Source organism: Novosphingobium sp. BL-S-33 (assembly GCF_056857025.1).
In genome coordinates, this window is the sequence record NZ_CM166475.1 from 932944 (window position 1) to 954416 (window position 21473).

22 protein-coding genes are annotated in these 21473 nt (G+C 65.8%); 15 read left to right on the plus strand and 7 right to left on the minus strand.

Annotated elements, in window-relative coordinates:
* The first annotated feature begins 113 nt into the window (after positions 1-113).
* The 4 genes from AC1VVM_RS20725 to cobJ are packed head-to-tail and all read left to right on the plus strand — an operon-like array spanning position 114 to position 3377.
* Positions 114-1265 carry a cobalamin biosynthesis protein CobG gene (locus AC1VVM_RS20725; protein WP_482957296.1) on the plus strand — a complete coding sequence of 384 codons (1152 nt, stop codon included), beginning with the start codon at positions 114-116 and terminating at the stop codon, positions 1263-1265.
* Complete coding sequence (locus AC1VVM_RS20730; RefSeq protein ID WP_482905635.1) at positions 1265-1894, plus strand: precorrin-8X methylmutase; 630 nt, start codon at positions 1265-1267, stop codon at positions 1892-1894. Before AC1VVM_RS20725 ends, AC1VVM_RS20730 begins: the two co-directional genes overlap by 1 nt.
* Positions 1891-2619, plus strand: a complete 729-nt coding sequence (gene cobI, locus AC1VVM_RS20735) for a precorrin-2 C(20)-methyltransferase (protein ID WP_482957297.1) — start codon at positions 1891-1893, stop codon at positions 2617-2619. Before AC1VVM_RS20730 ends, cobI begins: the two co-directional genes overlap by 4 nt.
* Complete coding sequence (gene cobJ, locus AC1VVM_RS20740) at positions 2616-3377, plus strand: precorrin-3B C(17)-methyltransferase (protein WP_482957298.1); 762 nt, start codon at positions 2616-2618, stop codon at positions 3375-3377. The genes cobI and cobJ overlap by 4 nt, the downstream gene beginning before the upstream one ends.
* Here the strand turns inward: cobJ and AC1VVM_RS20745 are convergent.
* Positions 3341-4111 (minus strand): cobalt-precorrin-6A reductase, encoded by a 771-nt coding sequence (locus AC1VVM_RS20745; protein WP_482957299.1) that lies wholly within the window; start codon positions 4109-4111, stop codon positions 3341-3343. The genes cobJ and AC1VVM_RS20745 overlap by 37 nt on opposite strands.
* Here AC1VVM_RS20745 and cbiE point away from each other — a divergent pair.
* From cbiE to AC1VVM_RS20775, 6 genes are all read left to right on the plus strand, one after another.
* The gene (gene cbiE, locus AC1VVM_RS20750; RefSeq protein ID WP_482957300.1) at positions 4110-5309 is read left to right on the plus strand and encodes a precorrin-6y C5,15-methyltransferase (decarboxylating) subunit CbiE; all 1200 of its coding nucleotides are present in this window, start codon (positions 4110-4112) and stop codon (positions 5307-5309) included. The genes AC1VVM_RS20745 and cbiE overlap by 2 nt on opposite strands.
* A complete protein-coding gene (locus tag AC1VVM_RS20755) occupies positions 5306-5674 on the plus strand; it encodes a cobalamin biosynthesis protein (RefSeq protein WP_482905639.1) in 369 nt (122 codons plus the stop codon). Before cbiE ends, AC1VVM_RS20755 begins: the two co-directional genes overlap by 4 nt.
* A complete protein-coding gene (gene cobM, locus AC1VVM_RS20760) occupies positions 5671-6456 on the plus strand; it encodes a precorrin-4 C(11)-methyltransferase (RefSeq protein ID WP_482957301.1) in 786 nt (261 codons plus the stop codon). The genes AC1VVM_RS20755 and cobM overlap by 4 nt, the downstream gene beginning before the upstream one ends.
* A gap of 13 nt (positions 6457-6469) precedes the next feature.
* Complete coding sequence (cobF, locus tag AC1VVM_RS20765; protein ID WP_482905641.1) at positions 6470-7225, plus strand: precorrin-6A synthase (deacetylating); 756 nt, start codon at positions 6470-6472, stop codon at positions 7223-7225.
* 53 nt (positions 7226-7278) lie between these two features.
* Positions 7279-8562 (plus strand): hypothetical protein, encoded by a 1284-nt coding sequence (locus AC1VVM_RS20770; RefSeq protein ID WP_482905642.1) that lies wholly within the window; start codon positions 7279-7281, stop codon positions 8560-8562.
* A gap of 227 nt (positions 8563-8789) precedes the next feature.
* Positions 8790-10031 (plus strand): threonine synthase, encoded by a 1242-nt coding sequence (locus tag AC1VVM_RS20775; protein WP_482905643.1) that lies wholly within the window; start codon positions 8790-8792, stop codon positions 10029-10031.
* Between the two features lie 72 nt (positions 10032-10103).
* On the opposite strand, the gene AC1VVM_RS20780 is transcribed toward AC1VVM_RS20775, so the two are convergent.
* Positions 10104-11138, minus strand: a complete 1035-nt coding sequence (locus AC1VVM_RS20780) for a hypothetical protein (RefSeq protein WP_482905644.1) — start codon at positions 11136-11138, stop codon at positions 10104-10106.
* A complete protein-coding gene (locus tag AC1VVM_RS20785; protein WP_482957302.1) occupies positions 11135-12313 on the minus strand; it encodes a sulfotransferase family protein in 1179 nt (392 codons plus the stop codon). The genes AC1VVM_RS20780 and AC1VVM_RS20785 overlap by 4 nt, the downstream gene beginning before the upstream one ends.
* A 78-nt stretch (positions 12314-12391) precedes the next feature.
* Here AC1VVM_RS20785 and AC1VVM_RS20790 point away from each other — a divergent pair, with 78 nt between their 5' ends.
* Positions 12392-12877: a GbsR/MarR family transcriptional regulator gene (locus AC1VVM_RS20790; protein ID WP_482905646.1), complete on the plus strand. Its 486-nt coding sequence runs from the start codon at positions 12392-12394 to the stop codon at positions 12875-12877.
* A gap of 19 nt (positions 12878-12896) precedes the next feature.
* On the opposite strand, the gene AC1VVM_RS20795 is transcribed toward AC1VVM_RS20790, so the two are convergent.
* Positions 12897-13799, minus strand: coding sequence for a LysR family transcriptional regulator (locus tag AC1VVM_RS20795; protein WP_482905647.1), 903 nt, complete (start codon positions 13797-13799; stop codon positions 12897-12899).
* Positions 13800-13919: 120 nt separating this feature from the next.
* On the opposite strand from AC1VVM_RS20795, the gene AC1VVM_RS20800 reads away from it, so the two are divergent.
* The 4 genes from AC1VVM_RS20800 to AC1VVM_RS20815 all read left to right on the plus strand — a co-directional run bounded on the left by AC1VVM_RS20800 (position 13920) and on the right by AC1VVM_RS20815 (position 16867).
* Positions 13920-14711, plus strand: coding sequence for a type 1 glutamine amidotransferase domain-containing protein (locus tag AC1VVM_RS20800; protein WP_482957303.1), 792 nt, complete (start codon positions 13920-13922; stop codon positions 14709-14711).
* Between the two features lie 71 nt (positions 14712-14782).
* Positions 14783-15079, plus strand: coding sequence for a putative quinol monooxygenase (locus AC1VVM_RS20805; protein ID WP_482905649.1), 297 nt, complete (start codon positions 14783-14785; stop codon positions 15077-15079).
* Between the two features lie 18 nt (positions 15080-15097).
* Positions 15098-16105, plus strand: a complete 1008-nt coding sequence (locus AC1VVM_RS20810; RefSeq protein ID WP_482957304.1) for an aldo/keto reductase — start codon at positions 15098-15100, stop codon at positions 16103-16105.
* A 114-nt stretch (positions 16106-16219) separates the two neighbouring features.
* Positions 16220-16867, plus strand: a complete 648-nt coding sequence (locus AC1VVM_RS20815) for a glutathione S-transferase family protein (protein ID WP_482905651.1) — start codon at positions 16220-16222, stop codon at positions 16865-16867.
* 34 nt (positions 16868-16901) lie between these two features.
* Here AC1VVM_RS20815 and AC1VVM_RS20820 read toward each other — a convergent pair whose 3' ends face one another.
* From AC1VVM_RS20820 to AC1VVM_RS20830, 3 genes are all read right to left on the minus strand, one after another.
* The gene (locus tag AC1VVM_RS20820) at positions 16902-19715 is read right to left on the minus strand and encodes a TonB-dependent receptor (RefSeq protein WP_482957305.1); all 2814 of its coding nucleotides are present in this window, start codon (positions 19713-19715) and stop codon (positions 16902-16904) included.
* Positions 19716-19797: 82 nt separating this feature from the next.
* A complete protein-coding gene (locus AC1VVM_RS20825) occupies positions 19798-20808 on the minus strand; it encodes a FecR family protein (protein ID WP_482957306.1) in 1011 nt (336 codons plus the stop codon).
* Positions 20754-21353, minus strand: coding sequence for an RNA polymerase sigma factor (locus AC1VVM_RS20830; RefSeq protein WP_482957307.1), 600 nt, complete (start codon positions 21351-21353; stop codon positions 20754-20756). Before AC1VVM_RS20830 ends, AC1VVM_RS20825 begins: the two co-directional genes overlap by 55 nt.
* Between the last annotated feature and the right edge of the window lie 120 nt (positions 21354-21473).

A 21473-nucleotide genomic window follows, 5' to 3' on the forward strand; every position in this document is an offset into this window, starting at 1 on the left:
GGGGCTGCACGGTCGCGTGGTGGTGGGCGTAGTTCGCGCCTGCCCATCGCCGCGCGTCGGCCGGCCATGTCGGTATGCCCCGCCTTCGTTCGCCCGGCGCGCGGAGAGCGATTTTGGGTCCGCTGGAAGGGGATCGAAGCGGCGGCACGGTAAGGGGATGGTGCCCCGATGCCTGGCGCCCGATGATGGCGGGAGACGGGCTGCTGGTCCGCGTAAAGCCGCGTCTCGGCCGCCTGATGCCCGCTCAGGCCGTGGCTCTGGGCGAAGCGGCGCTCGCGCATGGGTCGGGTGCGCTTGACCTTACACGCCGCGCGAACCTGCAAATTCGCGGTGTGAGCGAGGCCGAATGGCCGCGCCTGCTCGACCGGTTGCTGGAGACCGGCCTCGTGGATGCGGACGCAACACGCGAAGCCCGGCGCAATATCCTCGTCTCGCCCGCATGGCGCCCCGGCGAGGATACCCATCGCATCGCTCGCGAACTGGACGAGCGCCTCGACGAATTGCCCGTACTACCGGGCAAGGCCGGTTTCGTCATCGACGCCGGACCTGTGCCGATGCTGTCCGCCGAACCCGGCGATTTCCGGATCGAGCGCGGGCGCGACGGCATGCTCCTGCTGCGCGCCGATGGACGCTCTACCGGCATAGGACTGGCGCCGGGCGGGGAAGTCACCGCACTGATCGATCTGGCGCGCTGGTTCATGGCAAGCGGCGGTGCAAGTGCGGGCCGCATGGCGCGCCATTCCGCACCCTTGCCGGACTGGGCGAAAGGAACCGCCGCCCCCCGGCTCGCCGCGCCCCTGCCCGTCCCCGGCCGTCACGCGATGGGCGCCGCCTATGGCCTGCCTTTCGGCCGCGTGAGCGCGCAAGCCTTCCTGCGATTGGCGCAGGACTCCGGCGTGGCGGGCATTCGCACGACGCCCTGGCGCATCCTTCTGGCTGAGGGGCCTGGGCCGATCGAGCACGACGGCCTGTCGATCGATCCCCTCCATTCGCTGCTGCGCGTCGATGCCTGCCCCGGCGCGCCCGACTGTACGCAAGCCAGTGTCGAAACCCGGATGCTCGCCGCTCGCCTCGCGCCGCATGTCTCCGGGCATTTGCATGTTTCGGGTTGTACCAAGGGCTGCGCCCATCCCGGTGCCGCCGACGTGGTCGTGACCGGGCGTGACGGTGCCTACGACCTTTCCTTCAGCGCGTGCGCCGGTTCTCCGCCCCTTCGCTCGGGTCTGAATGCCGCAGACCTCCTCGCCCATTTTGGAGTCGCTTGATGCCTTACGATTATGAAAAGGACGGCGCGGCGATCTACCGCCAGTCCTTTGCCACCATCCGCGCGGAAGCCGACCTTGCCCGCTTCTCCGCCGAGGAGGAGCCCGTTGCCGTCCGCATGATACACGCGGCGGGCATGGTCGAACTGGCAGCGCATATCCGCTTTTCCGCCGGCTTTGCAGTCGCCGCGCGCGCGGCTCTGGCTGCGGGAGCGCCCGTTCTCTGCGATGCACGGATGGTGTCCGAAGGCATTACCCGCGCGCGTCTACCGGCCTATAACGGGGTCATCTGCACTCTCGGCGATGCCGAAGTGCCGGACCTTGCGCACCGGATCGGCAACACCCGCTCGGCGGCCGCGCTGGAACTGTGGCGGCCGCATCTCGGCGGCGCGATCGTCGCCATCGGCAATGCGCCGACCGCGCTGTTTCACCTGCTCAACATGCTTGAGGACCCCGACTGCCCTCGCCCGGCGGCCATCATCGGTTGCCCGGTGGGCTTCGTCGGCGCGGCCGAGTCCAAGCATGCTTTGTGGCTGACCGCGCCGGTTCCCTGCTGCATCGTCGAGGGACGGCTTGGTGGGAGCGCCATTACCGTGGCGGCCGTCAACGCACTGGCGAGCCGCGCGGAATGAGCGCGTCAGGAACCATCCACGGCGTCGGCCTCGGTCCCGGTGCGGCGGACCTGCTGAGCGTGCGTGCCGACCGGCTCGTGCGCGGCACGCGGCAAATCGCCTATTTCCGCAAGAAAGGACGCGCGGGCCGCGCGCGGAGCACCGTCGACAGCCTGCTGCGGACCGATGCGGTCGAAATCGCGATGGAATACCCGGTCACAACCGAAATTCCGCTCGACGATCCCGCTTACAATGCCTGCCTTCAGGCTTTCTATGCCGATTGCACGGAACGGCTGGCGGAGGCTGCGAGCGGCGGCGAGGACGTCGTCGTGCTTTGCGAGGGGGATCCGTTTTTCTACGGCTCGTTCATGCACCTGCACAGCCGGCTCTCCGGGCGGGTGCCGGTGGAAGTTGTGCCTGGCATCACCGGCATGGCTGGCGCCTGGAACGCGACCGGGCTGCCGATCACGTGGGGAGACGATGTGCTGACCGTCGCGATGGCGACGCTGCCCGAAGCGGAATTGGCGCGCCGTATCCACGATACCGATGCGCTAGTGGTGATGAAGATCGGCCGCAATCTGCCGAAGCTGCGCCGCGCGGTGGCTGCCGCCGGACGCGAGGATGCGGCGTGGCTGGTCGAATATGCGGCCATGCCCGAGCAGCGGGTGACGCGGCTTGTCGATGCCGAGAACGTCGCGCCCTATTTCTCGATCCTGCTCATCCACGGTCAGGGACGCAGACCGTGAGCGGATGGATCGCGGTCGCGGGCCTTGGGCCAGGGGACGAGGCGCTCGTCACGCCTGAAGTCACGCAGGCGCTGGCCGAGGCGACCGATGTAGTGGGCTACGGTCCCTATGTGGCGCGGGTTGCGCCCCGGGACGGGCTGGTGCTTCACCCATCCGACAACCGCGTGGAGCTTGAGCGGGCGGCCGTGGCGCTGGACCTTGCCGCGCAGGGTCGCCGGGTGCTGGTCGCGTCCTCGGGCGATCCGGGAGTCTTCGCGATGGCTGCCGCCGTGTTCGAGGCGCTGGAGGACGGCCCGGCGCACTGGCGCAAACTCGATATCCGGGTGCTGCCCGGCATCACCGCGATGCTGGCGGCAGCAGCCCGCGCCGGAGCGCCGCTCGGTCATGATTTCTGCGCGATCAATCTGTCCGACAACCTCAAGCCCTGGCAGGTGATCGAGAAAAGGCTGCGGCTCGCGGCCGAGGCCGACTTTGCGATGGCGTTCTACAATCCCCGCTCACGCGCGCGGCCGGAGGGGTTCGCCAAGGCGCTTACGGTTCTGCGCGAAGCCTGCGGAGATGACCGGCTGGTCCTCTTCGCCCGCGCGGTGTCCACGCCGGAAGAAGTCCTCCGGATCGTCCCGCTTCGCGAGGCGCGGGCGGAAATGGCGGATATGCGCACGATGGTCATCGTCGGATCCAGCCGCACCCGGATCATCGAACGACCCGGCGCGCCGATCCTCTACACCCCGCGCTCAGTGCCGGAGGATGCCTCGTGACCGAGCCACCGAAGGACATCCTGCGACCCGTGCAATTCGAGCCTGTGCGGCAGGACCGGGCGGTCGATCATCAGTACCGGCAGGCCCAATTGCCCCGCCGCGATCAGCTTTGCGCTGGCGCCGGTACCCCCCGCATTCTTGCAGACGACGAGGTCGATGGCATGGTGCCGCAACAACTCGAGGTCCGCCTCGACGCCAAACGGACCCCGGTCCACCACGAGGCTGAAGTCGGGCAGCTTCGGCGGCGAATCCGGCGCATCAACGAAGCGCAGCAGGTAGTGATGTTGCGGCCGGTCGGCGAAAGCGTCGACGTGCATCCGGCCGAGCGCCAGCATCACCCGTCGGGGCGGTCCGGCAAGGGCATCGACGGCCGCTGCGATATCCGCCACGCGAGTCCAGCGGTCCGCAATTTCGGGCTGCCACGCAGGGCGGGTGAAGGCGGCATGGGCGACACCTGTGAGAGCGGCCGCCGTCACTGCGTTGGCGCTCATGGTCGCCGCGAAAGGATGCGTGGCGTCGACAAGATGGGTGATGCCATTCCGGCGCAGATAGGCCGCCAGCCCCTCCACGCCGCCGAACCCGCCGACGCGTACGGCAATCGGCTGCGGTCGCGGGCAATCGGTGCGGCCCGCGTAGCTGTAGGTGGCGTCAATGTCATGCTCGGCCAGTGCGCGCGCGAGCGTGTTCGCCTCGGTCGTGCCGCCCAGCAGGAGGACGTTCGGCTTGGCTGACATGAACTCGTCCCCTTGGTTGACCATCGTCGGCATCGGCGAAGATGGCATCGACGGGCTTTGCGCGGCGAGCCGGACCGCGCTGAACCAAGCCGACCTCGTGATGGGCGCGGCCCGCCATCTTGCCCTGCTCGGTGCGCCTAACGCTGCCTGCATCGAATGGCCAGTGCCGTTCGCCGACGGCGTGGAGCAACTGCTCGCCCATCGGGGGCGCAAGGTCGTGATGCTGGCCTCGGGCGATCCATTCTGGTTCGGCGCGGGAACCAGCGTGACGCGCCATCTCCAGCCGGGCGAATGGGCAGCGCATCCCGCGCCGTCCACATTCGGGCTGGCCGCCGCGCGGCTCGGGTGGGCGATCGAAAGCACGCCTTGCCTTGGCCTTCACGCGGCGCCGCTGCAACGGCTGCGGCCGCATCTGGCGTCCGGCGGGCGCGTTTTGGTCTTGCTGCGCGATGGCGCGGCGGTGGTGCGGCTCGCCGCCTATCTGGCCGATCTCGGCTTCGGGGCCTCCACCATTCATGCTCTGGAAGCTCTTGGCGGCCCGCGCGAACGGGTTCGGACCGGACAGGCCGAAAACTGGGACTTCACCGACATCGCTCACCCGGTAGCGGTGGGCATCGAGGTTCGCGGAGAGGCCAGCGCCATGCCCTCCACCAGCGGCCTGCCCGACGCTCTGTTCGACCATGACGGCCAGATCACCAAGAGCCCCCTGCGCGCGCTTACACTGGCCGCGCTGGCCCCCAGACCGGGGGAAATTCTGTGGGATATCGGCGCGGGATCGGGATCGGTGTCGATCGAATGGCTGCTGGCCCATCCGGCCAACCAGGCCATCGCCGTAGAAGCAGACATCCTGCGCGCCGAGCGGGCAAAGGCCAACGCGCTCGCGCTTGGTGTCGACCGGCTGCAACTCGTCCTTGGCCGCGCCCCGGAGACGCTTCCGCAAGGTCCGCCGCCTTCCGCCGTGTTCATCGGCGGCGGATTGTCAGGGCCGCTGCTCGAAACCCTGTCGGCGCGCCTGCCCGCCGGAACGCGGCTCGTGGCCAATGCGGTGACGCTCGAATCCGAAGCCCTGCTGGCAGAATGGCACGGGCGGCGGGGCGGCGATCTGGTGCGCATCGAACTCGCTGATGCCGTGCCGCTTGGCAGTCGGCGGGGCTGGCGGTCGCGCTATCCGGTCGTTCAGTGGAGCGTGACGCTGTGATCGTTGCCGGTTTCGGTTTCCGATCCGGGGCGAATGTCCTCGCGCTGTGCTCGGCGTTCCAGTTGGCGCGCGAACATGCGCCGCCGGTTACGCACTTGGCCACCCTTGCCGACAAAGCCGACGGGCTGGCCGAACTGGCGAACCTGTTGTCCCTACCGGTGATTGCCATCACTCCCGAGCACCTTGCGGGCGTGCACACGATGACCGCCTCCGCGGCCTCACAGGTGGCCCGAGGCCTTGGCAGTGTGGCGGAGGCCTGCGCGCTTGCCGCGTTGCGGGCGCGTCAGCCCCGCCTCCTCACCCGGCGCCAGATTTCACGCGATCGCATGGCGACCTGCGCCATCGCCCAAGGAGCATTGCTATGACAGTTCACTTCATCGGTGCCGGGCCCGGTGCACCCGATCTTCTCACCCTGCGCGGCCGAGACCTGATCGCCGCGAGCCCGGTGTGCCTCTATGCCGGATCGCTGATCCCGCAGGCCGTGCTCGGCCACTGCCCGCCAGGCGCGCGGATCGTCAACACCGCCTCCATGGACCTCGATGCCATCGTTGCGGAGATATCCGCCGCCCATGCGGCCGGACACGACGTGGCGCGGCTGCATTCGGGCGACTTGTCGGTGTGGTCCGCAATGGGGGAGCAACTGCGCCGGCTTCGCGCGCTGGATATTCCTTTCACGGTGACTCCCGGTGTGCCGGCCTTCGCCGCTGCTGCTGCTGCCCTTGAAACGGAACTGACGCTGCCGGCGCTGGCGCAGTCGCTGGTGCTGACCCGCACGCCGGGCCGGGCGAGCACGATGCCTCCAGCGGAAAGCCTCGCCAATTTCGCTGCCACCGGCGCGACGCTCGCCATCCACCTCTCGATCCACAACCTCGACCAGGTGACGAGAGACCTCACCCCGTTTTACGGCGCCGACTGCCCAGTTGCCGTGGTCTGGCGGGCAAGCTGGCCGGACCAGCGGATCGTACAGGCCACGCTCGGTACGATCGGCGCGGCGGTGGCCGGGAGCATGGAACGCACCGCGATCATCCTCGTGGGCCGCGTCCTCGATGCCGAGGGTTTCGGCGAAAGCAGCCTGTACGCGAAAGGTTACGATCGCCGCTTCCGGCCGCAAAACGCGGACTCGCAATACGCGAATTCGAGCGAATAAGGCCGCGCCGCCCATGATCGAATTGAGCCTTATCGGCATCGGCACCGGCAATCCCGACCACCTGACCCGGCAGGCGGCACGGGCGATGAACGAGGCCGACCTGATCCTGCTACCGCGCAAGGGCAGCGACAAGTCCGACCTGCTCGACTTGCGCAAGAGCATCTGCGACGCCGTCCTGACCGGACAGACGCGCATGGCCGAATTCGATCTGCCCACACGCGATAGTGGCGGCGACTATGTGGATGCGGTCAACGCATGGCACGACGCGATTGCCGATGCGTGGATGCAGCAGATCGCCGTGCACCTCCCCCATGGCGGCAAGCTGGCGCTGCTCGTCTGGGGGGATCCGTCGCTCTACGACAGCACGCTGCGCATCGCGGAGCGGCTGCGGCTGGGCGGACTGGAGATCGCCGTCCAGGTGGTACCGGGCATCACCAGCATTCAGGCGCTGACCGCCGCACACCGGATCCCACTGAATGGACTCGCCCGGCCGGTAACCATCACCACGGGGCGGTTTCTGCGCGCGCATGGCTGGCCGGAGGGCGCCGAGACGCTGGTGGTCATGCTGGACCAGGGCTGCGCGTTCGAGGCTCTGGCGGATCGGGACATCCAGATCTGGTGGGGGGCCTATCTGGGCATGGCGAACGAGGCGCTGATATCCGGTCCGCTAAGCGAGGCCGGGCCCGCAATCGCCGACGCCAAACCTCGCTTGCGGCAGCGGAACGGCTGGATCATGGATGTCTATCTGATGCGGCGCCAGACAGCATGATTTCGGAGCGGCCTCGCTTGCGCGCACGTCGCATCCCGCGCTAGCCCTGTTCCATGACCGAGATGACCATCATGGACTGGACGCGGGGCGATATCTTCGGCCTGGACTTTCCCGCACACCCTGAAGCGCTGAAATCCGGTGGGCCCGCATTTCTGACGCGAGCCTTCCGCGCAAGCGGTGTGCTCGGCAAGGATAACAGCGTTACGGATATCACGCGCCTCGACGAGTGGATGCTGGGCGGGACCGGTATCAAGGCGCTTCTGTCGGTGGTTTATGAACATGACGCCGCGGACCTGCCGCGCGATCTGTTCGTGAAGTTCTCACGCAATTTTCAGGACAAGGTACGCGACAGCGGCCGCCACCACATGCCGCCGGAAGTGCGGCTCGCGAACTTGTCCCGAGATCCGGATTTCCCGGTCACCGTCCCGAAATGCTTCTATGCGGACATCCAGCAGGAGACGCTCACCGGGATCATCATCACCGAGCGCATTCCTTACGGCCAGGGTGCCGTCGAGCCGCATTATCCCAAATGCATGGACCAGATCCTGCTCGAGCCGCTCGCGCATTACAGCGCGCTGGTCGCCAATCTGGCGCGGCTGTCAGGCTCGCACAAATCGGGCCGGCTTGGCGACGCCGTGGCGCGCCATTTCCCGCTCGATCTGGACATGCTGATCGCGCGCAGGCCCCGCTTCGAGGCGCCGCTGCTTGCCAAGCGGATCAACCGGCTGGCGGAGTTCATGCTACAATATCCGCATCTTGTGCCGCCACACATCGCCGATCGCGCGTTCCTCAACGGCTTCTGCGCCGACGCGCTGCTGGCGGCCGAGCAGCAGGAGGACATCTGGCGGTTCCTCTATTCGCAGCCCGATATGATCGCGCTCTGCCACATGAACGCGAACATCGACAACGCGTGGTTCTGGCGGGAGCCGGGTGGCGCGCTCCGCTCCGGCCTGATCGATTGGGGCAGCGTCGGGCAGATGTCCGTGGCGTCATCGATCTGGGGCTGCATCGGCGCCGCCGAACCCGAAACGCACGATCGGTATCTTGACGAATTGCTGGCGCTGTTCATCGCCGAATATGCGCGCGCCGGAGGCCCCATTCTCGATCAAAGCGAGCTGACGCGGCATCTGGAAATGCACGTGATGATGTCGGCACTGCATATGACGACCGCCCCGCCGGCCATCCTGCGCGAAGTCCCCGATCCCGGAGCCGCCGCCGACCGCTACGACCCGATCTTCACGACGAATGAAACCGCGCGCGTGCAGTTGAAGATCACCATATCGCTTTTGAATATGTGGGCGCGCCGCGATCTCGGTCGGCATCTGCGGGCGGGTTGAGGCTCACGCGGAAGCCGCCCCGACCAGGCAGGAAATGGCCAGCCGTTCGCCACTTTCAAGTTCCTGTTCAACGGCGTGCTCGATTGCATCAGTGTCAAGAACCAGGCGGTCAATCCCTAGTTGCCGCCTGACGAACTCCCTTTATTCTCCCGCTTTCACCGCCGCTCACTGCCGTCGCGTTACCGACTTCGGCGGCCGCGCGTGCCAGCGTTCCACATCGAGGCCTTATGAACCCCAATCGCTTTGTGAACCACAATCTGAACGAAGACCGCCAGACTTTCGTCACCCATCTGGAATGCTCGCTCACGGGCGAGCGCTATGAGGCAGACCAGCTTCACGGCCTGTCGCGGGCCGGGCGGCCGCTGCTCGTGCGCTACGATCTGGACGGGCTGAAGCAGTCGATCCAGCGCCAGACGATCGAGGCACGCGAAACCGACTTGTGGCGCTGGCGCGAGCTGCTTCCCGTACGCAAGACGCAAAGCATCGTTTCTCTGGGCGAGATCGAGACGCCGCTCATACCGATCCCGCACTCGGGCGGGCGCAATGTCCTCGTCAAGGATGAGGGGCGACTGCCGACCGGCTCGTTCAAGGCACGCGGTCTGGTCATGGCCGTGACGATGGCGCGCGAACTGGGCGTGACGCGCATCGCGATGCCCACGAACGGCAATGCCGGCGCGGCGCTGGCCGCCTACGCCTCTCGCTGCGGCATCGAAACGGTCGTGCTCTGCCCCGAGGAAACGCCCGAAGTGAACGTCCGCGAAATCGCCCAGCAGGGCGCGCGGGTATGGCGCGTGAACGGCCAGATCGATGAGTGCGGCGCGATCGTCGGCAAGGGTGCCGCCGAAGGGCTCTGGTTCGATTTCTCGACGCTGAAGGAGCCCTATCGCATCGAGGGCAAGAAGACGATGGGCCTCGAACTCGCCGCCCAGCTCGAATGGGAACTGCCGGATGCGATCTTCTACCCCACCGGCGGCGGCACCGGGCTGATCGGTATGTGGAAAGCCTTCGACGAGCTGGAGCGCCTTGGATGGATCGGCTCCAAGCGGCCGCGCATGTATGCGGTGCAGGCGGCAGGTTGCGCACCGATCGTTCGCGCATTCGATGCCGGCGTGGAATTTGCCGAACGCTGGGAAGACGCGGCAACCGTTGCGGCAGGTATCCGCGTGCCCAAGGCAGTCGGCGATTTCCTGATCCTGCGTGCGGTGCGGGAGTCGGGCGGCCGGGCATTGGCCGTCGGCGATCCGGCCATCCTCGCAGCGGTTGACGATGCGGCGCGGAAGGACGGATTGCTGCTCTGTCCGGAAGGCGGCGCGGTGCTGGCTGCATACAATCAGGCCGTCCGCGACGGGATCGTGGACGCCGAGGAACGCACCATCCTATTCAATTGCGCGTCCGGCTTGAAGTATCCCCTGCCGCCGGCGGACAACTGGCTCGATCGCAACGGGACAATCGACCTGACGCAACTGTAAGCGGAGCTCTTACAGAACGCGGACCTGCGGGTTTCAATGGGGAGCCTTCGAACAACAATCGGCGGCCCCTTTTCACGGCAAGACGGTGCCGTCCGAGCGATGCAGCCGCGTTTCCGGCAGGCCAATTGAGCCGAGATTTCCGACAATCCTGCACACGAATGCCCCCTTGCGGCGGCCCACCGTATCGATGCGATTGCTTGCCCCTGCGGGTACGGCGGGACCGACCGCGATGCGAACATGGCCGTCGTCGTCGGGAACGGCATTGCCGTCATGAACACCCGGCGTCTGGAGATGCTCGTACCAGAAATTGTAACCATGGAGCGACCAATAGCCGGAGATGCCGGGCGGCATCACGACCTCCAGCCATTCACCTTCGGCCAGATCGAATCCGCCCAGGAGATACCGGGTATCGGCATCGCCTTGCACCGTTTCCGCAAGCGCGGGCGGCGCGCTGTCGAGGCGGTTGGGCAGATCGCGCGCCGCGGCCATCCATTTCAGATATTCGCGCACATTCGCGCGGAGCAACTTCGCGACATGGACCAGCGCGCCGTCATTGCTGCCCCCCATAAGCGTCAGCCCGGCGGCGGCGTGACCGCCGGTCAGAGTGATATGGGCGGGATCGCTGGTGCCGCGGTGCAGGATGCGCACCATCAGGATCCGCGCGCCGAGCGGAATGGCGAGACCGCCTGAACCACCGGCATCGGCTGCCAAAGTCAGGGCGAAAGCTCCATCTGCGGTGCAGTTCCCGCTATCGAAGGCAGTATAGCCGGCGATCAAAGGCGCTCCGTTCGGCCCGATCGTATAGACGCCGATGCCGACGCGTTCCGACCCGTTCAGTCGCCCTTCGATGCGGTAACGACCGGCCGCATCGATCCCGCTGTGGAGCATGATATAGTCGGGATTGGGCCCGCCATGGACCGGCAGCGCGCGCGTCAGTCCCCCTTCCCTGAACAGATGTCCGAGCAACGCGCCGCCCAGTCCGGCCGCCACCATCCGCGTGACATAGGCCTCACCCTCGGCGGCGACTTCGGCGTCGGGCGCCTCTGCCGCGATCAGGGCTCGAGCATCCTCGACCGCCGCGTTCAGCGTTTCCCAGCCCATGCTCATGCCGCCGCGCCGATGCGGGCCAGGCCCTCGCTCTCGCCCGGAATGGCGAAGCGGCCGACATAGCCATCGAAACGCGACCGGACGTCGTCGGCGTCCAGGCCATATTGCGCGAGGCTATAGTCGTTGGCGCCGCGCGCGTTCTTGGGATTGGCGGCGTGCCAGTCCCTTACCGCCTTGGCGACATCGTCGGGCGTGTCGATGCCAAGACCGGCATGGATGCGGCGCATTTCCGCCACCGGGTCCGCAATCAGCGCATAGTAATCGACATGCACGACCCGGTCGCCATGCGGTCCCCGGTCGAACTTCATGATCCGGTCGATATGCCGCTCGATAAAGTGCAGCATGTCGCGGCCGACCTCCTGCCTGTCGACAGGCGCCGCCGCGCGACTGGAGCGCAAGTTCCAGCTCATCTTGGCGATGGAGGCGACCACTTGCGCCGGGTCGCGATGCGTCATCACGAAGCGCGCATCCGGATAGACTGCCAGTATCGCGTCCATGGCGATGACATGGTTCGGGTACTTCAGCGCCCATGGCCGGGCTTCGGAACGCCATTGCAGGCACTGAAGCTGGCGTTTGTGAACGCGATAGGTCTCGACCAGATCGAGCCCGTCCATCAGCCAGTCGAAATAGTCGGGCACGCGATAGAGATTGTGCAATCCCGCCGCGCCATAGCTTTGTTCCAGGAAGGCATGACATTCGTCGGAACCGCCATCATCGTAGAGATGCAGCGCGGCAAAGGCCTCCGGCCGGCCATGGGCCTTTTGCAGTTCCCGCCATGCCGCGCGTCGTTTCTCCACCGAGGCCGGATTGAACCCCGGCGGCGGCGAAGGCATGCTCGATTCCCACGTGCGGATCAGGCGAAAACGAGGATCGCGGTCGAACAGATATTGGAAATAGGTCGTGCCCGATCGCGGCAGGCCCATGAGGAACAGCGGCGCCTCGATCACTTCCTCGGCGATTTCCGGATAGTCGCGCACCCATTTCAGGCTCTCCAGCCGGTTGACGGAATCGCGCAGCAGCATGGCACGGACTTTGGCCTCGCCTTCGGCCGACATGGGGAAATTGGCTTGGAGCGATGCGACAAGACGCTGGAGATTTTCCCGGACGCCTCGGTCGCTGTCGGCAATGCCCACCGAGGCCTCGGCATTGGCAATGATAGATATGGCTTCAAGCATATCCTGCTCCCATTCGATGATCGCTCGCTTCGCCTTGCCACGAGTCTGTCTGGCATCTATATTCGGTAAATGCCGAATATGTCAAAGACCGAACTCTCGCGGGATCAGCGCCGCTTCGTCGAGGACCTCGCGGCCTTGCTGGTGCCATGGGGGATGCAGCCGAGCGTGGCCCACCTCTATGCCTACCTGCTGCTCTGCGACGAGCCGGCGTCGCTGGACGCGGTCACGGCGACGCTCGGCATGGCCAAGAGCAGCGCCAGTGTCGCGGCCCGCGCGCTTGAGCAGTTCGGCCTCGCCCGTCGTCACAGCGAGCCCGGCAGCAAGCGCATCCGCTACGGCGCCTCCACTTCCTATTCGGGTTTTATCGCCGCGCAGGCCGCGTTGATGGGCGATCTGGGGCGACTGATCGAAGAACGCGCGCGCGGGATATCGGAAGGCGAAACGCTGCGCCGATTGCGCTATCTGGGCTCGTTCAACCGCAAGATGGAAGCGACGATCCTCGGTCGCATAAGCGAGTTGTCCGACGAATTTATCGCGCACGGTCCGGACGCAGAATTGCAATGATCGCCTGAACTGGTCCGGTTCAGGCGCCCACCTGCCGCACGACATCCGCAACCAGCGCACGCAGCCAGCGATGCGCGGGATCGTGGCGGTAGCGCACATGCCACGCCATCTCGACCGGGAAAGTGCCGAGATCGGTCGGGGCCGGAAGCACCTTCAGCCGGGGATCATGTTCAAGCCGGCGGCAGATCAGCCGAGGCAATGTGGTGCAATAGTCGGTAACGGCAACCATCTCGGCCACCGCGAAGAAATTGGTGACGGAGATGGCCACATCGCGCTTCAGCTGCTGCTGCGCCAGCGCCTGAAACACGCCGGCACGGATGCGGCCCGGCGGCATGACATTGACGTGGCGCAGGCGTTCGAACTGCTCGCGCGAGATGGTGTCGCCGATCTCGGGATGGTCGGCGCGCAGCACGCATTCCAGGTGCTCGTCCATGAGGTGCTGCACCACCAGATTGTCCGGCGGATCGACAATGCGCCCCACCACCATCGCCGTCGTTCCGGAAACCACGCCGGTCTCGGTCAGGTCGTTGCCGTAGGGCGTGAGACGCAGCCTGATGCCCGGCGCTTCCGCGGCCAGCTTCGCGACGATGGCGGGCATCAGCGCGAACTCCACATAGCCGTTCGGGGCGATGGTGAAGAGCCGCTCGGCACTCGCAGGATCGAAATCCTGCTGGCCAAGTACCGCGTCGTCAAGCCGCGCGAGCGCATCCGCGATCCCCGGCGCCAGTTCGAGCGCAATCGGGGTTGGCTGGATGCCGTAGCGCTCGCGCACGAAGAGCTGGTCCTGTAACATCAGGCGCAGCCGCCCGAGCGCGTTGGAGAGTGCGGGCTGGGTCATGCCCAGTCGCTCGGCGGCACGGGTGACGCTGCGCTCCTCCATCAGTGCGACGAATATGGGCAACAGGTTGAGATCGTACCGCATCAGATATTATCTCATCGATATATCTTAAATCCAAGAAATAAAGTTCTGGAATGAGTGCTCATAGGCCATTTTCCGGTTGTCGGCGGATCACCGCCCGACTGCGATCCGAAGGAGGTTCAGATGACCAAGGGTAAAGTGCTCGTGCTCGGCTCCAATGCCACGCAGATCGAAGTTCAGGGCGGTTTTGGTCCGACCGGACAATATCTCAATGAAACCGTCGTGCCCGCGATGGCGCTGATTGCGGCCGGTTACGAGGTCGTGCTGGCGACGCCGACCGGCGCCAAGCCAACCATCGATCCCGCGTCCGATGCACCGGCGCATTTCGGGAACGATGTTGCCGCCTACGAACGCGCGAAGGCATTCTATGCGAACGATCCGTCGATGAACCAGGTCAGCACCCTGCGCGCGATCATCGACGATGGCCTTGACCAGTTTGCCGGCGTGTTCGTGCCCGGCGGTCAGGCGCCCGTCGTCGATCTGATGCAGGATGCCGATGCCGGCGCGATCCTGCGCCATTTTCATGCCGCCGCCAAGCCGACCGCGCTGCTCTGCCACGGCCCGATCACCCTCGTCTCGGCGATGCAGAATGCCCCGGCCTTCCGCGCCGCACTGATTGCCGGTGATGACGCCAAGGCCAAGGACATCGCGGCCGACTGGCCCTATGCCGGCTATCGGATGACGATCTTCTCCGCATCGGAGGAGAAATATGTCGAGGAGCAGATCCTCCACGCCAAGATGTACTTCGACATGCCGCAGGCGCTGCACGATGCCGGCGGCGAGGTCATCGTGACCGACATCGACTTTGCGCCCCACGTCGTCGTCGACCGCGAGTTGATTACCGGGCAGAACCCCAGCTCGGATCACCCCATTGCGGAGGCCTTGATCGCAGCGCTTGATCGGGCGAATGCATGAGGACGCGCATGACCGGCGGGGCGCTTCGCACGCGCCCTGCCGGATGGCTGGAAAGCACAGGAACAAGACCGATGACCGATACCGTCAAGATCGTGGCGACCCTTGTCGCCAGACCCGGCAAAGCGGAAGCACTGCGCGCGCTGCTGGATGGCATGATCGCGCCGAGCCGCGCCGAACCCGGCAATCTTCGCTACGATCTCTGGGTCGATCAGGCCCAGCCCAACCGGCTTCTGCTCGACGAACTCTATGCCAATCAGGCGGCGGTTGAATCGCACCGCGCCAGCCCGCATTTCCAGAACTATCTCTCGCAAATCAACGATCTCGCCGAGCGCGCGGCATGGACGCTCGATCCCCTGACAGTCTCCTGACACAAAGGAATCCCGACGATGGCCCTGAAAGACATTCTTCCCGGCAAGCTCGGCTTCGGCGCCGCCCCGCTGGGCAACATGTTCCGCGACATTCCCGAGGACGAAGCGCTCGCCACGGTCGAAGCCGCCTGGAACGACGGCATTCGCTATTACGACAACGCGCCGCTCTATGGCGCCGGGCTCGCCGAATTGCGCTTGGGTGAAGCGCTCGCAGGCAAGCCGCGCGACCAGTACGTGATCAGCACCAAGGTCGGCCGCATCATTCTTGACGAGCTGGAAGATATCAGCGCGCGCGAACAGGGCGAAAAGGCCGGGGTATTCGCGCATGGCCGCGCCAACCGCGTCGTCAACGACTATTCCTATGACGCCACCCTCCGCTCGATCGAGGGCAGCCTCAAGCGCCTGCGCACCGACCATATCGAGATCGCCTTCGTCCACGACCTTGCCCAGGATTTCTGGGGCGATGCCTGGCTGGAGAAGTTCGAGGAAGCGCGAAACGGTGCATTCAAGGCGCTCGACCGGCTGCGTGACGAAGGCACGATCAAGGCCTGGGGTCTGGGCGTCAACAAAGTCGAACCGATCGAGCTGCTGCTCGGTCTGAACGAACCTCGCCCCGACGCTTTCCTGCTCGCAGGCCGCTATACGCTGCTCGATCACGGTCAGGCGCTGCAGCGGGTGATGCCGATGGTGGCGGAGCGCGGTTTGGGGATCGTGGTGGGCGGCCCTTACAGCTCGGGCGCGCTCGTGGGCGGTCCCAATTTCGAATATGCGCCGGCGACGCCCGCTATCCTCGACAAAGTCGCCCGGATCAAGGCGATTGCCGACCGCTACGGCGTCAGCATGAAGGCGGCGGGGCTCCAGTTCTCGCTCGCCAATCCGGCGGTCGCGGCCGTGATCCCCGGCGCGAGCCGGCCCGGCCGCATTGCCGAGGATCGCGCCGCGCTGGAAGAGGTCGTCCCGGCCGACTTCTGGCAGGAACTGCGCGCCGCCGCGCTGGTAGATCCGGCCGCGCCGCTCCCAGCCTAATTCTTATATCGAAGCCCGGTGACGTGCCGTCACCGGGCTTCCTCAGGAATCTGGCCGAACTTTGGCAAGGCAGCGGCGTTACACCGGTGCAACCGTCATCAAGGGGTCCGCGCTGTGCCCGACAAGCTTGTAATCTGGACATTCGACTGGGTACCCAACGGTCCGCGCGGCTTCGTGCGCGATCTGCGTCTCCGATGGGCGGCCGAGGAAGCGGGCCTGCCTTACGAAGTTTGCACCGTCCCTTTCGAAAATCGCGAAATCAATCATCTGGACCGACAGCCCTTCGGACAAGTGCCGTTCCTGACCGATGGCGATGTCCGGCTGTTCGAGAGTGGTGCCTGCCTGCTGCATCTGGCACGTCAAAGCGACACATTGATGCCGCGCGATCCCGTCGGTGAAGGCGAGACGCTTCAGTGGGTCATCGCCGCGCTCAATTCGATCGAGATGGTCAGCGTGCCGTGGTGGTTCCTGAAGATATCGGGCGAAACCGAAAACCGCCTGACGCCGTGGCTGGAGCGCAGACTTGCCCATATCGAGCGGGAATTGAGCGAACGGGACTGGTTGGCGGCAGGTCGCTTCACCGTCGCCGACCTTATCATGGCGGACGTATTGCGCGTGCCCGATGTCCGCGCGCATGGCGATCGTCCCGCGACGAAGGCCTATGTCGACCGCATCGTCAGCCGTCCCGCTTTCCTGAAAGCGAAAGCCGATCAGATCGCGCATTTTGCCGCCGCCGACCAGATGCGTGCGAACGACGGCTGAGGCGCCCCAATGGCGCCGCTTAGGAGTTTACGGCCTAATAGCGCCATGCCAGCGTCATGCGCGCCGCGCGGGCGAATTCGGGCCGGGCAAGGAAATATCCCGTGCTTCCGCCCGCATCGAACGAGCCAACTCGCGGGTTTCCTTCTGTCAGGCCGAGTGAATTCGTGAGGTTGCTGAGCTGCACGCTCAGTTCGAAACGATTGGACAGCGCCGCGCGGATCCGGGCGTTTATCATGGAGTAGGCCGGCAGCCGCTGGGTGTTGACCACGTCCGAAAAACGCTGCGAAAACCGCAGGAAATCCATCGCAAGAGTCAGCTTGCCGCCAAAAAGGTCCAGGCGCGGGCTGGCACGAAGCGACAGGCGCGGCACGCGGATCAGTTGATGGCCATCCGCATCTTCCGGCGAGCCATCGCCGTTTTCGTCCAGCTGCGTGTAGCGAAAGTTGTGATAGCGCGGATCCTGCAACGTTGCCTGCCAATCGAGGCGCAGCGGCCCGGCAATGCGGGCCTGACCGCTCAGTTCCAGCCCCCAGGTGGTCGTATCGGCTATCGAGGTCTGCTCGATGTAGGCATTGCTCGCCGTATCGAAGCGATAATCCGTGAACGGCAATCTCGCGAAGTGGGAACGGAATGCCACTGCCGTAAGGTTCCAGCTCCGGCGCTCCAGCGTCAAACCGGCTTCGGCCATCGTGATCGGCACCGGTGCGAGATCGGTGCCTTGGGGATTGTCCGTGAAATCGGTCGGCGCGGGCAGGCGCAGGGTGCGGGTAAAGCGTGCGAACGTGCCGACGCCGGGTGCGGGCCGATAGTTCGCCGCGAGTGTCCAGCTCAGACCCGAATAGGATTTGCCCACCGGGTCAATCACCCCGGTTCCGGTCAGCACGGCGTCGTCTGCCAGCGTTGCCGGATCGCCGAGGTCCACGGCGGTCGTTTCCTCCGTCCCGCCGCCGATCCGCACATGTTCCCACCGTGCTCCGAAATCGAGCCGCCAGTCCGGCGCGAGCTTCCACTCGTCCGCCCCGTAAATCGCCACGTTCCGCGAATTCAGCGTCGCGGAATTGTAGAGCGAGCCATAGCGCACGAAGCCGTTGTCGGTCAGCGCGCCAAGAACTTGTCCGGCAGAATCCAGCGCCAGCACGTCAAGCCTCCGCGCCTGCCCGCGCACGTCCAGCAGAACCGTACCCGTCTGCCGGTCGAACTTCATGTCCATGGCATCGAATGTCGCGCCGACCGCCAGATCGTGGTGTCCGGCCAGTTCGAAGGCGGTCGTGAAGCGCGCATCCGCCACGCCTTCGCGCAGCGGCATCTGCACCGCCATCAGGTTCGCGCCCACGACCAGTCCATTGCCGTTGCTCGAACTGGTGAAAGCGGCGCCGTCGTCGGTATATTGGATCCTGGCTGCGGTCGTGCCGGGCCACGCCGCGCGCAGTCTGTCCATGGCGCTGGCGATGTAATCCTCTGCCGTGGTGGGGCGACCGATGGGAAAGAGGCCGCTGCGCCGCGTCGTACCGGTCCGCTGCCGCGTCCGCAGTTCGATCGCACTACTACGGCCAAGGGCGAGGCGCGCACTGAGCGAATAGAAGGTGATCCGGCTGGTCGTGCCCTGTGACAGGTCGAAATCCTGCGGACCCTGCGGGGTCAGGAATGCGACGTGGACATTGTCCGGCCCTGCCAGCGTATCACGCAGCGGATCGAAACCGTGGATCGCCTCCACCCGCCCGTTGGCGCCGAATTGCAGCGGCACCGGGAGGTAAAGGATAACCCTGTCGTCCAGATGCTTGACGTTGGCATCGATTTTCAGGCGACCGTCGTCGTAGGCGAGCGATGCCCGCAATTGCCCGCCCCGGTCCGCGTTGTAGCCCGGATCGCGCGGGCCCGCGTCGGTTCGATAGAAACCGCCGAGCCCGAGGCCGAGGTTGGATCCCAGTCGCACGCCCGCATAGCCATCGATACGGGCATAGCCAAAGCTTCCGCCGGTCAGGGATAGGTCCACACCGGGATGCTTCAGAGGATTGCGGGTGAGGAAATTGACGCTTCCACCCGGCGCATTGGGCACGAAGACAGCCGATGGACCGCCTCGCACGGCCTCGGCCCGCTCCACGCTGGCATCGGTGCGGAAGACCTGATCGGTATTGAGATAGCCCAGCCCGCCATCGTACTGGACCGGCAGCCCGTCTTCGAGAATGGCGACGGAAGAATAGCCGTCGGTCGGTATGCCCCGTGCACGCACATTGTTGCTGGCCTCGCCGCCGCTGGCCTCTACCCAGAAACCGGGGATCTGCTGGAACAAGGCCGCCGTGGAGATCGCGCCTTCGCGCATGACAGTGCCGTGGTCGATATCTGTCAGCGCATAGCTCAGCTCGGACCGCAGCAGCGGCGCATTCACGGCGCGGCCAGTGACCACGATATCCTCCGGCGGCGTGACTGGCGGCGGCGGCGCCGCAGGACGAGGGGCTGGAGGCGTGATCCGGGGCGGCGCGGGAGGAGGTGCCGTCTTGCTGACCGGAGCGGGGCGCAACACGACAAGACTCGCCTCGAACCGCGCCACGGCCAGTGGCTGTCCGCGCAGCAGCGCATCCAGCGCGGCGCGTGCCCGCATGCGCCCGTGAAGGCCCGGACTGTGCAGACGCGCCGCCTGAGCATAGGGATAAAGAATCTGCACCCCGGCCTGATGGCCGAATTCATCCAGCGCGCTGGCAAGATTTCCGGCGGGGATGTCGAAAGTCCGTACTTGCGTCGGCCCCTGCACGGCCTCCTGCTCCCGCGCCGCAAGCGGCTGGGCCGTGCACGCAAGCGCCGTCACGGCGCAAGGGGCCGCCGCCAGCAGGCGCATTGCTCGCTTGTACATGACCTGCACGTTCGCCTGTTTGGCGCCCCGATTCGCGTGTTATTCGGGCATGCTGGTGCAACGGCCTTGCGACAGCTTCATGTCATCCACCGCCAGTCGGCGTGGGAGCGGAGACGAGCTGGATCTTGCCGTCGTGCCAACGGTGCTGGATGCCGAAGCCGTCTTCCAGTGAACGCAGGAAATCGTCAGGCTGGCTGATCCGGAATTCGCCGCCCAGCCGCGTCGATGCAATGGCGGGCTCAGCCACCACGATCGAATAGGGCAGGTAGCGATTGTATTCGGCAACGGCCTGACCCAGCGTCATGCCATTGAACACGATCCGGCCGCCCTCCCATGCCGTGGCATCGGCGGCGACCTGCGGATCCAGCGGCTCGATCGACAGTCCGCTTCCGCGTGCCACGGCCACGTGGCCGCTGCCGATGGTGTAGGACTGCACTTTCGCACTGCCCGCCAGCACCATCAGGCGCGCCGTATCGGGCTCAAGTCGCAGGCCGAACCGGCCGGGCGTCAGTTCGGCTCCGATCGCATCGCTGTGAAGGCGCAGCGCGCTATCGCCTGCCCGGACATCGAACAGCGCTTCCCCGCGCTCAAGCCAGATCGACCGTTCGTTCCCAAAGTGCCAGCCGATCCGCGAATTGGTGTTGAGGGTGGCCGTGCTGCCGTCGGGCAGCATGATTTGGCGGCGCTCGCCCACCATGGTTTCGGCGTAGGCGCGCTGGGGAACCGCGAGCCAGGCCGTGACCCCGCCCGCCGCAAGCATCGCAGCCAATCCCGCGCTCAGCGCCGTGCGGCGCGACATCGCCGAGGATGCGGCGCCGCGCGATCCCGCCTCATAGTAAGCATGTTCCGCCGCCAACTCCGGCTGCCCGGAGGTTTCCAGAAGCCCCGGAACGCGGGGATCGGCCGTGCGGCGCCAGGTTGCGGCTGCTTGTGCGAAGGCGGAGGCATGACGGGGATCGGCATTGCGCCAGACTTCGAAGGCCGTCTCGTCAGCCGTGCCGCAGTCAAGCGCGACAAGCCAGGCGGCAGCCTGATCGATCAGGTCGTCTCGCGACGATTCCTTATAGTATTCGTCTTGTCCGTCGCCTCGCATTGAATCGAATTCTCCGCCCCGTTTTGCCCGTCTCGCCCCGCGAGGCGACGAATCAGCAACCGCAGGCCCTTGACCAAGTGCGTCTCCACTGTGGAGACGGATATGTTCATCTTTTCCGCTACCTGAGGCGGGGGCAAACCTTCGACCCTGCGCAGATAGAGCGCCTCACGCATGCGCGGCGGCAGTTCCTGCATGGCGGAGACAACGCGGTCAAGCTCGGAGCGATCTGCGGCCACGACATCGGGCGTCGGTTGCTCATCCGCGATCTCTGCCCGGTGCAGCAAGGCCGCATCGCCGATCCGCACCACGTCGGCCCGGCGTGCCTTCTCGATTGCCAGATTGCGGATGATGCGGATGGTGAAGGCGTGGGGATTGGCGATGGAACGCCAGTTATCCAGCGCGAACAGGCGGGCATAGGCCTCCTGCACCAGTTCTTCCGCATCGTCGGCATTGCGCACGATGCTGGCCGCGTAGCGACGGTGACGATCTCGATGGAGGAAGACGTGATCGGCGAACCACACGTCGATGTCGCGCAGCCACGCCATAGCTTCCCGTTCACTCCCTCATGCGCTCCGTGGGGGTCCGGGTAGCTGGGCGATATGACATCTGGCTGACACTCGGCTCCCCGCCCGGACGAAATATTTTTTTGCCGCCGCTAGCGGAAA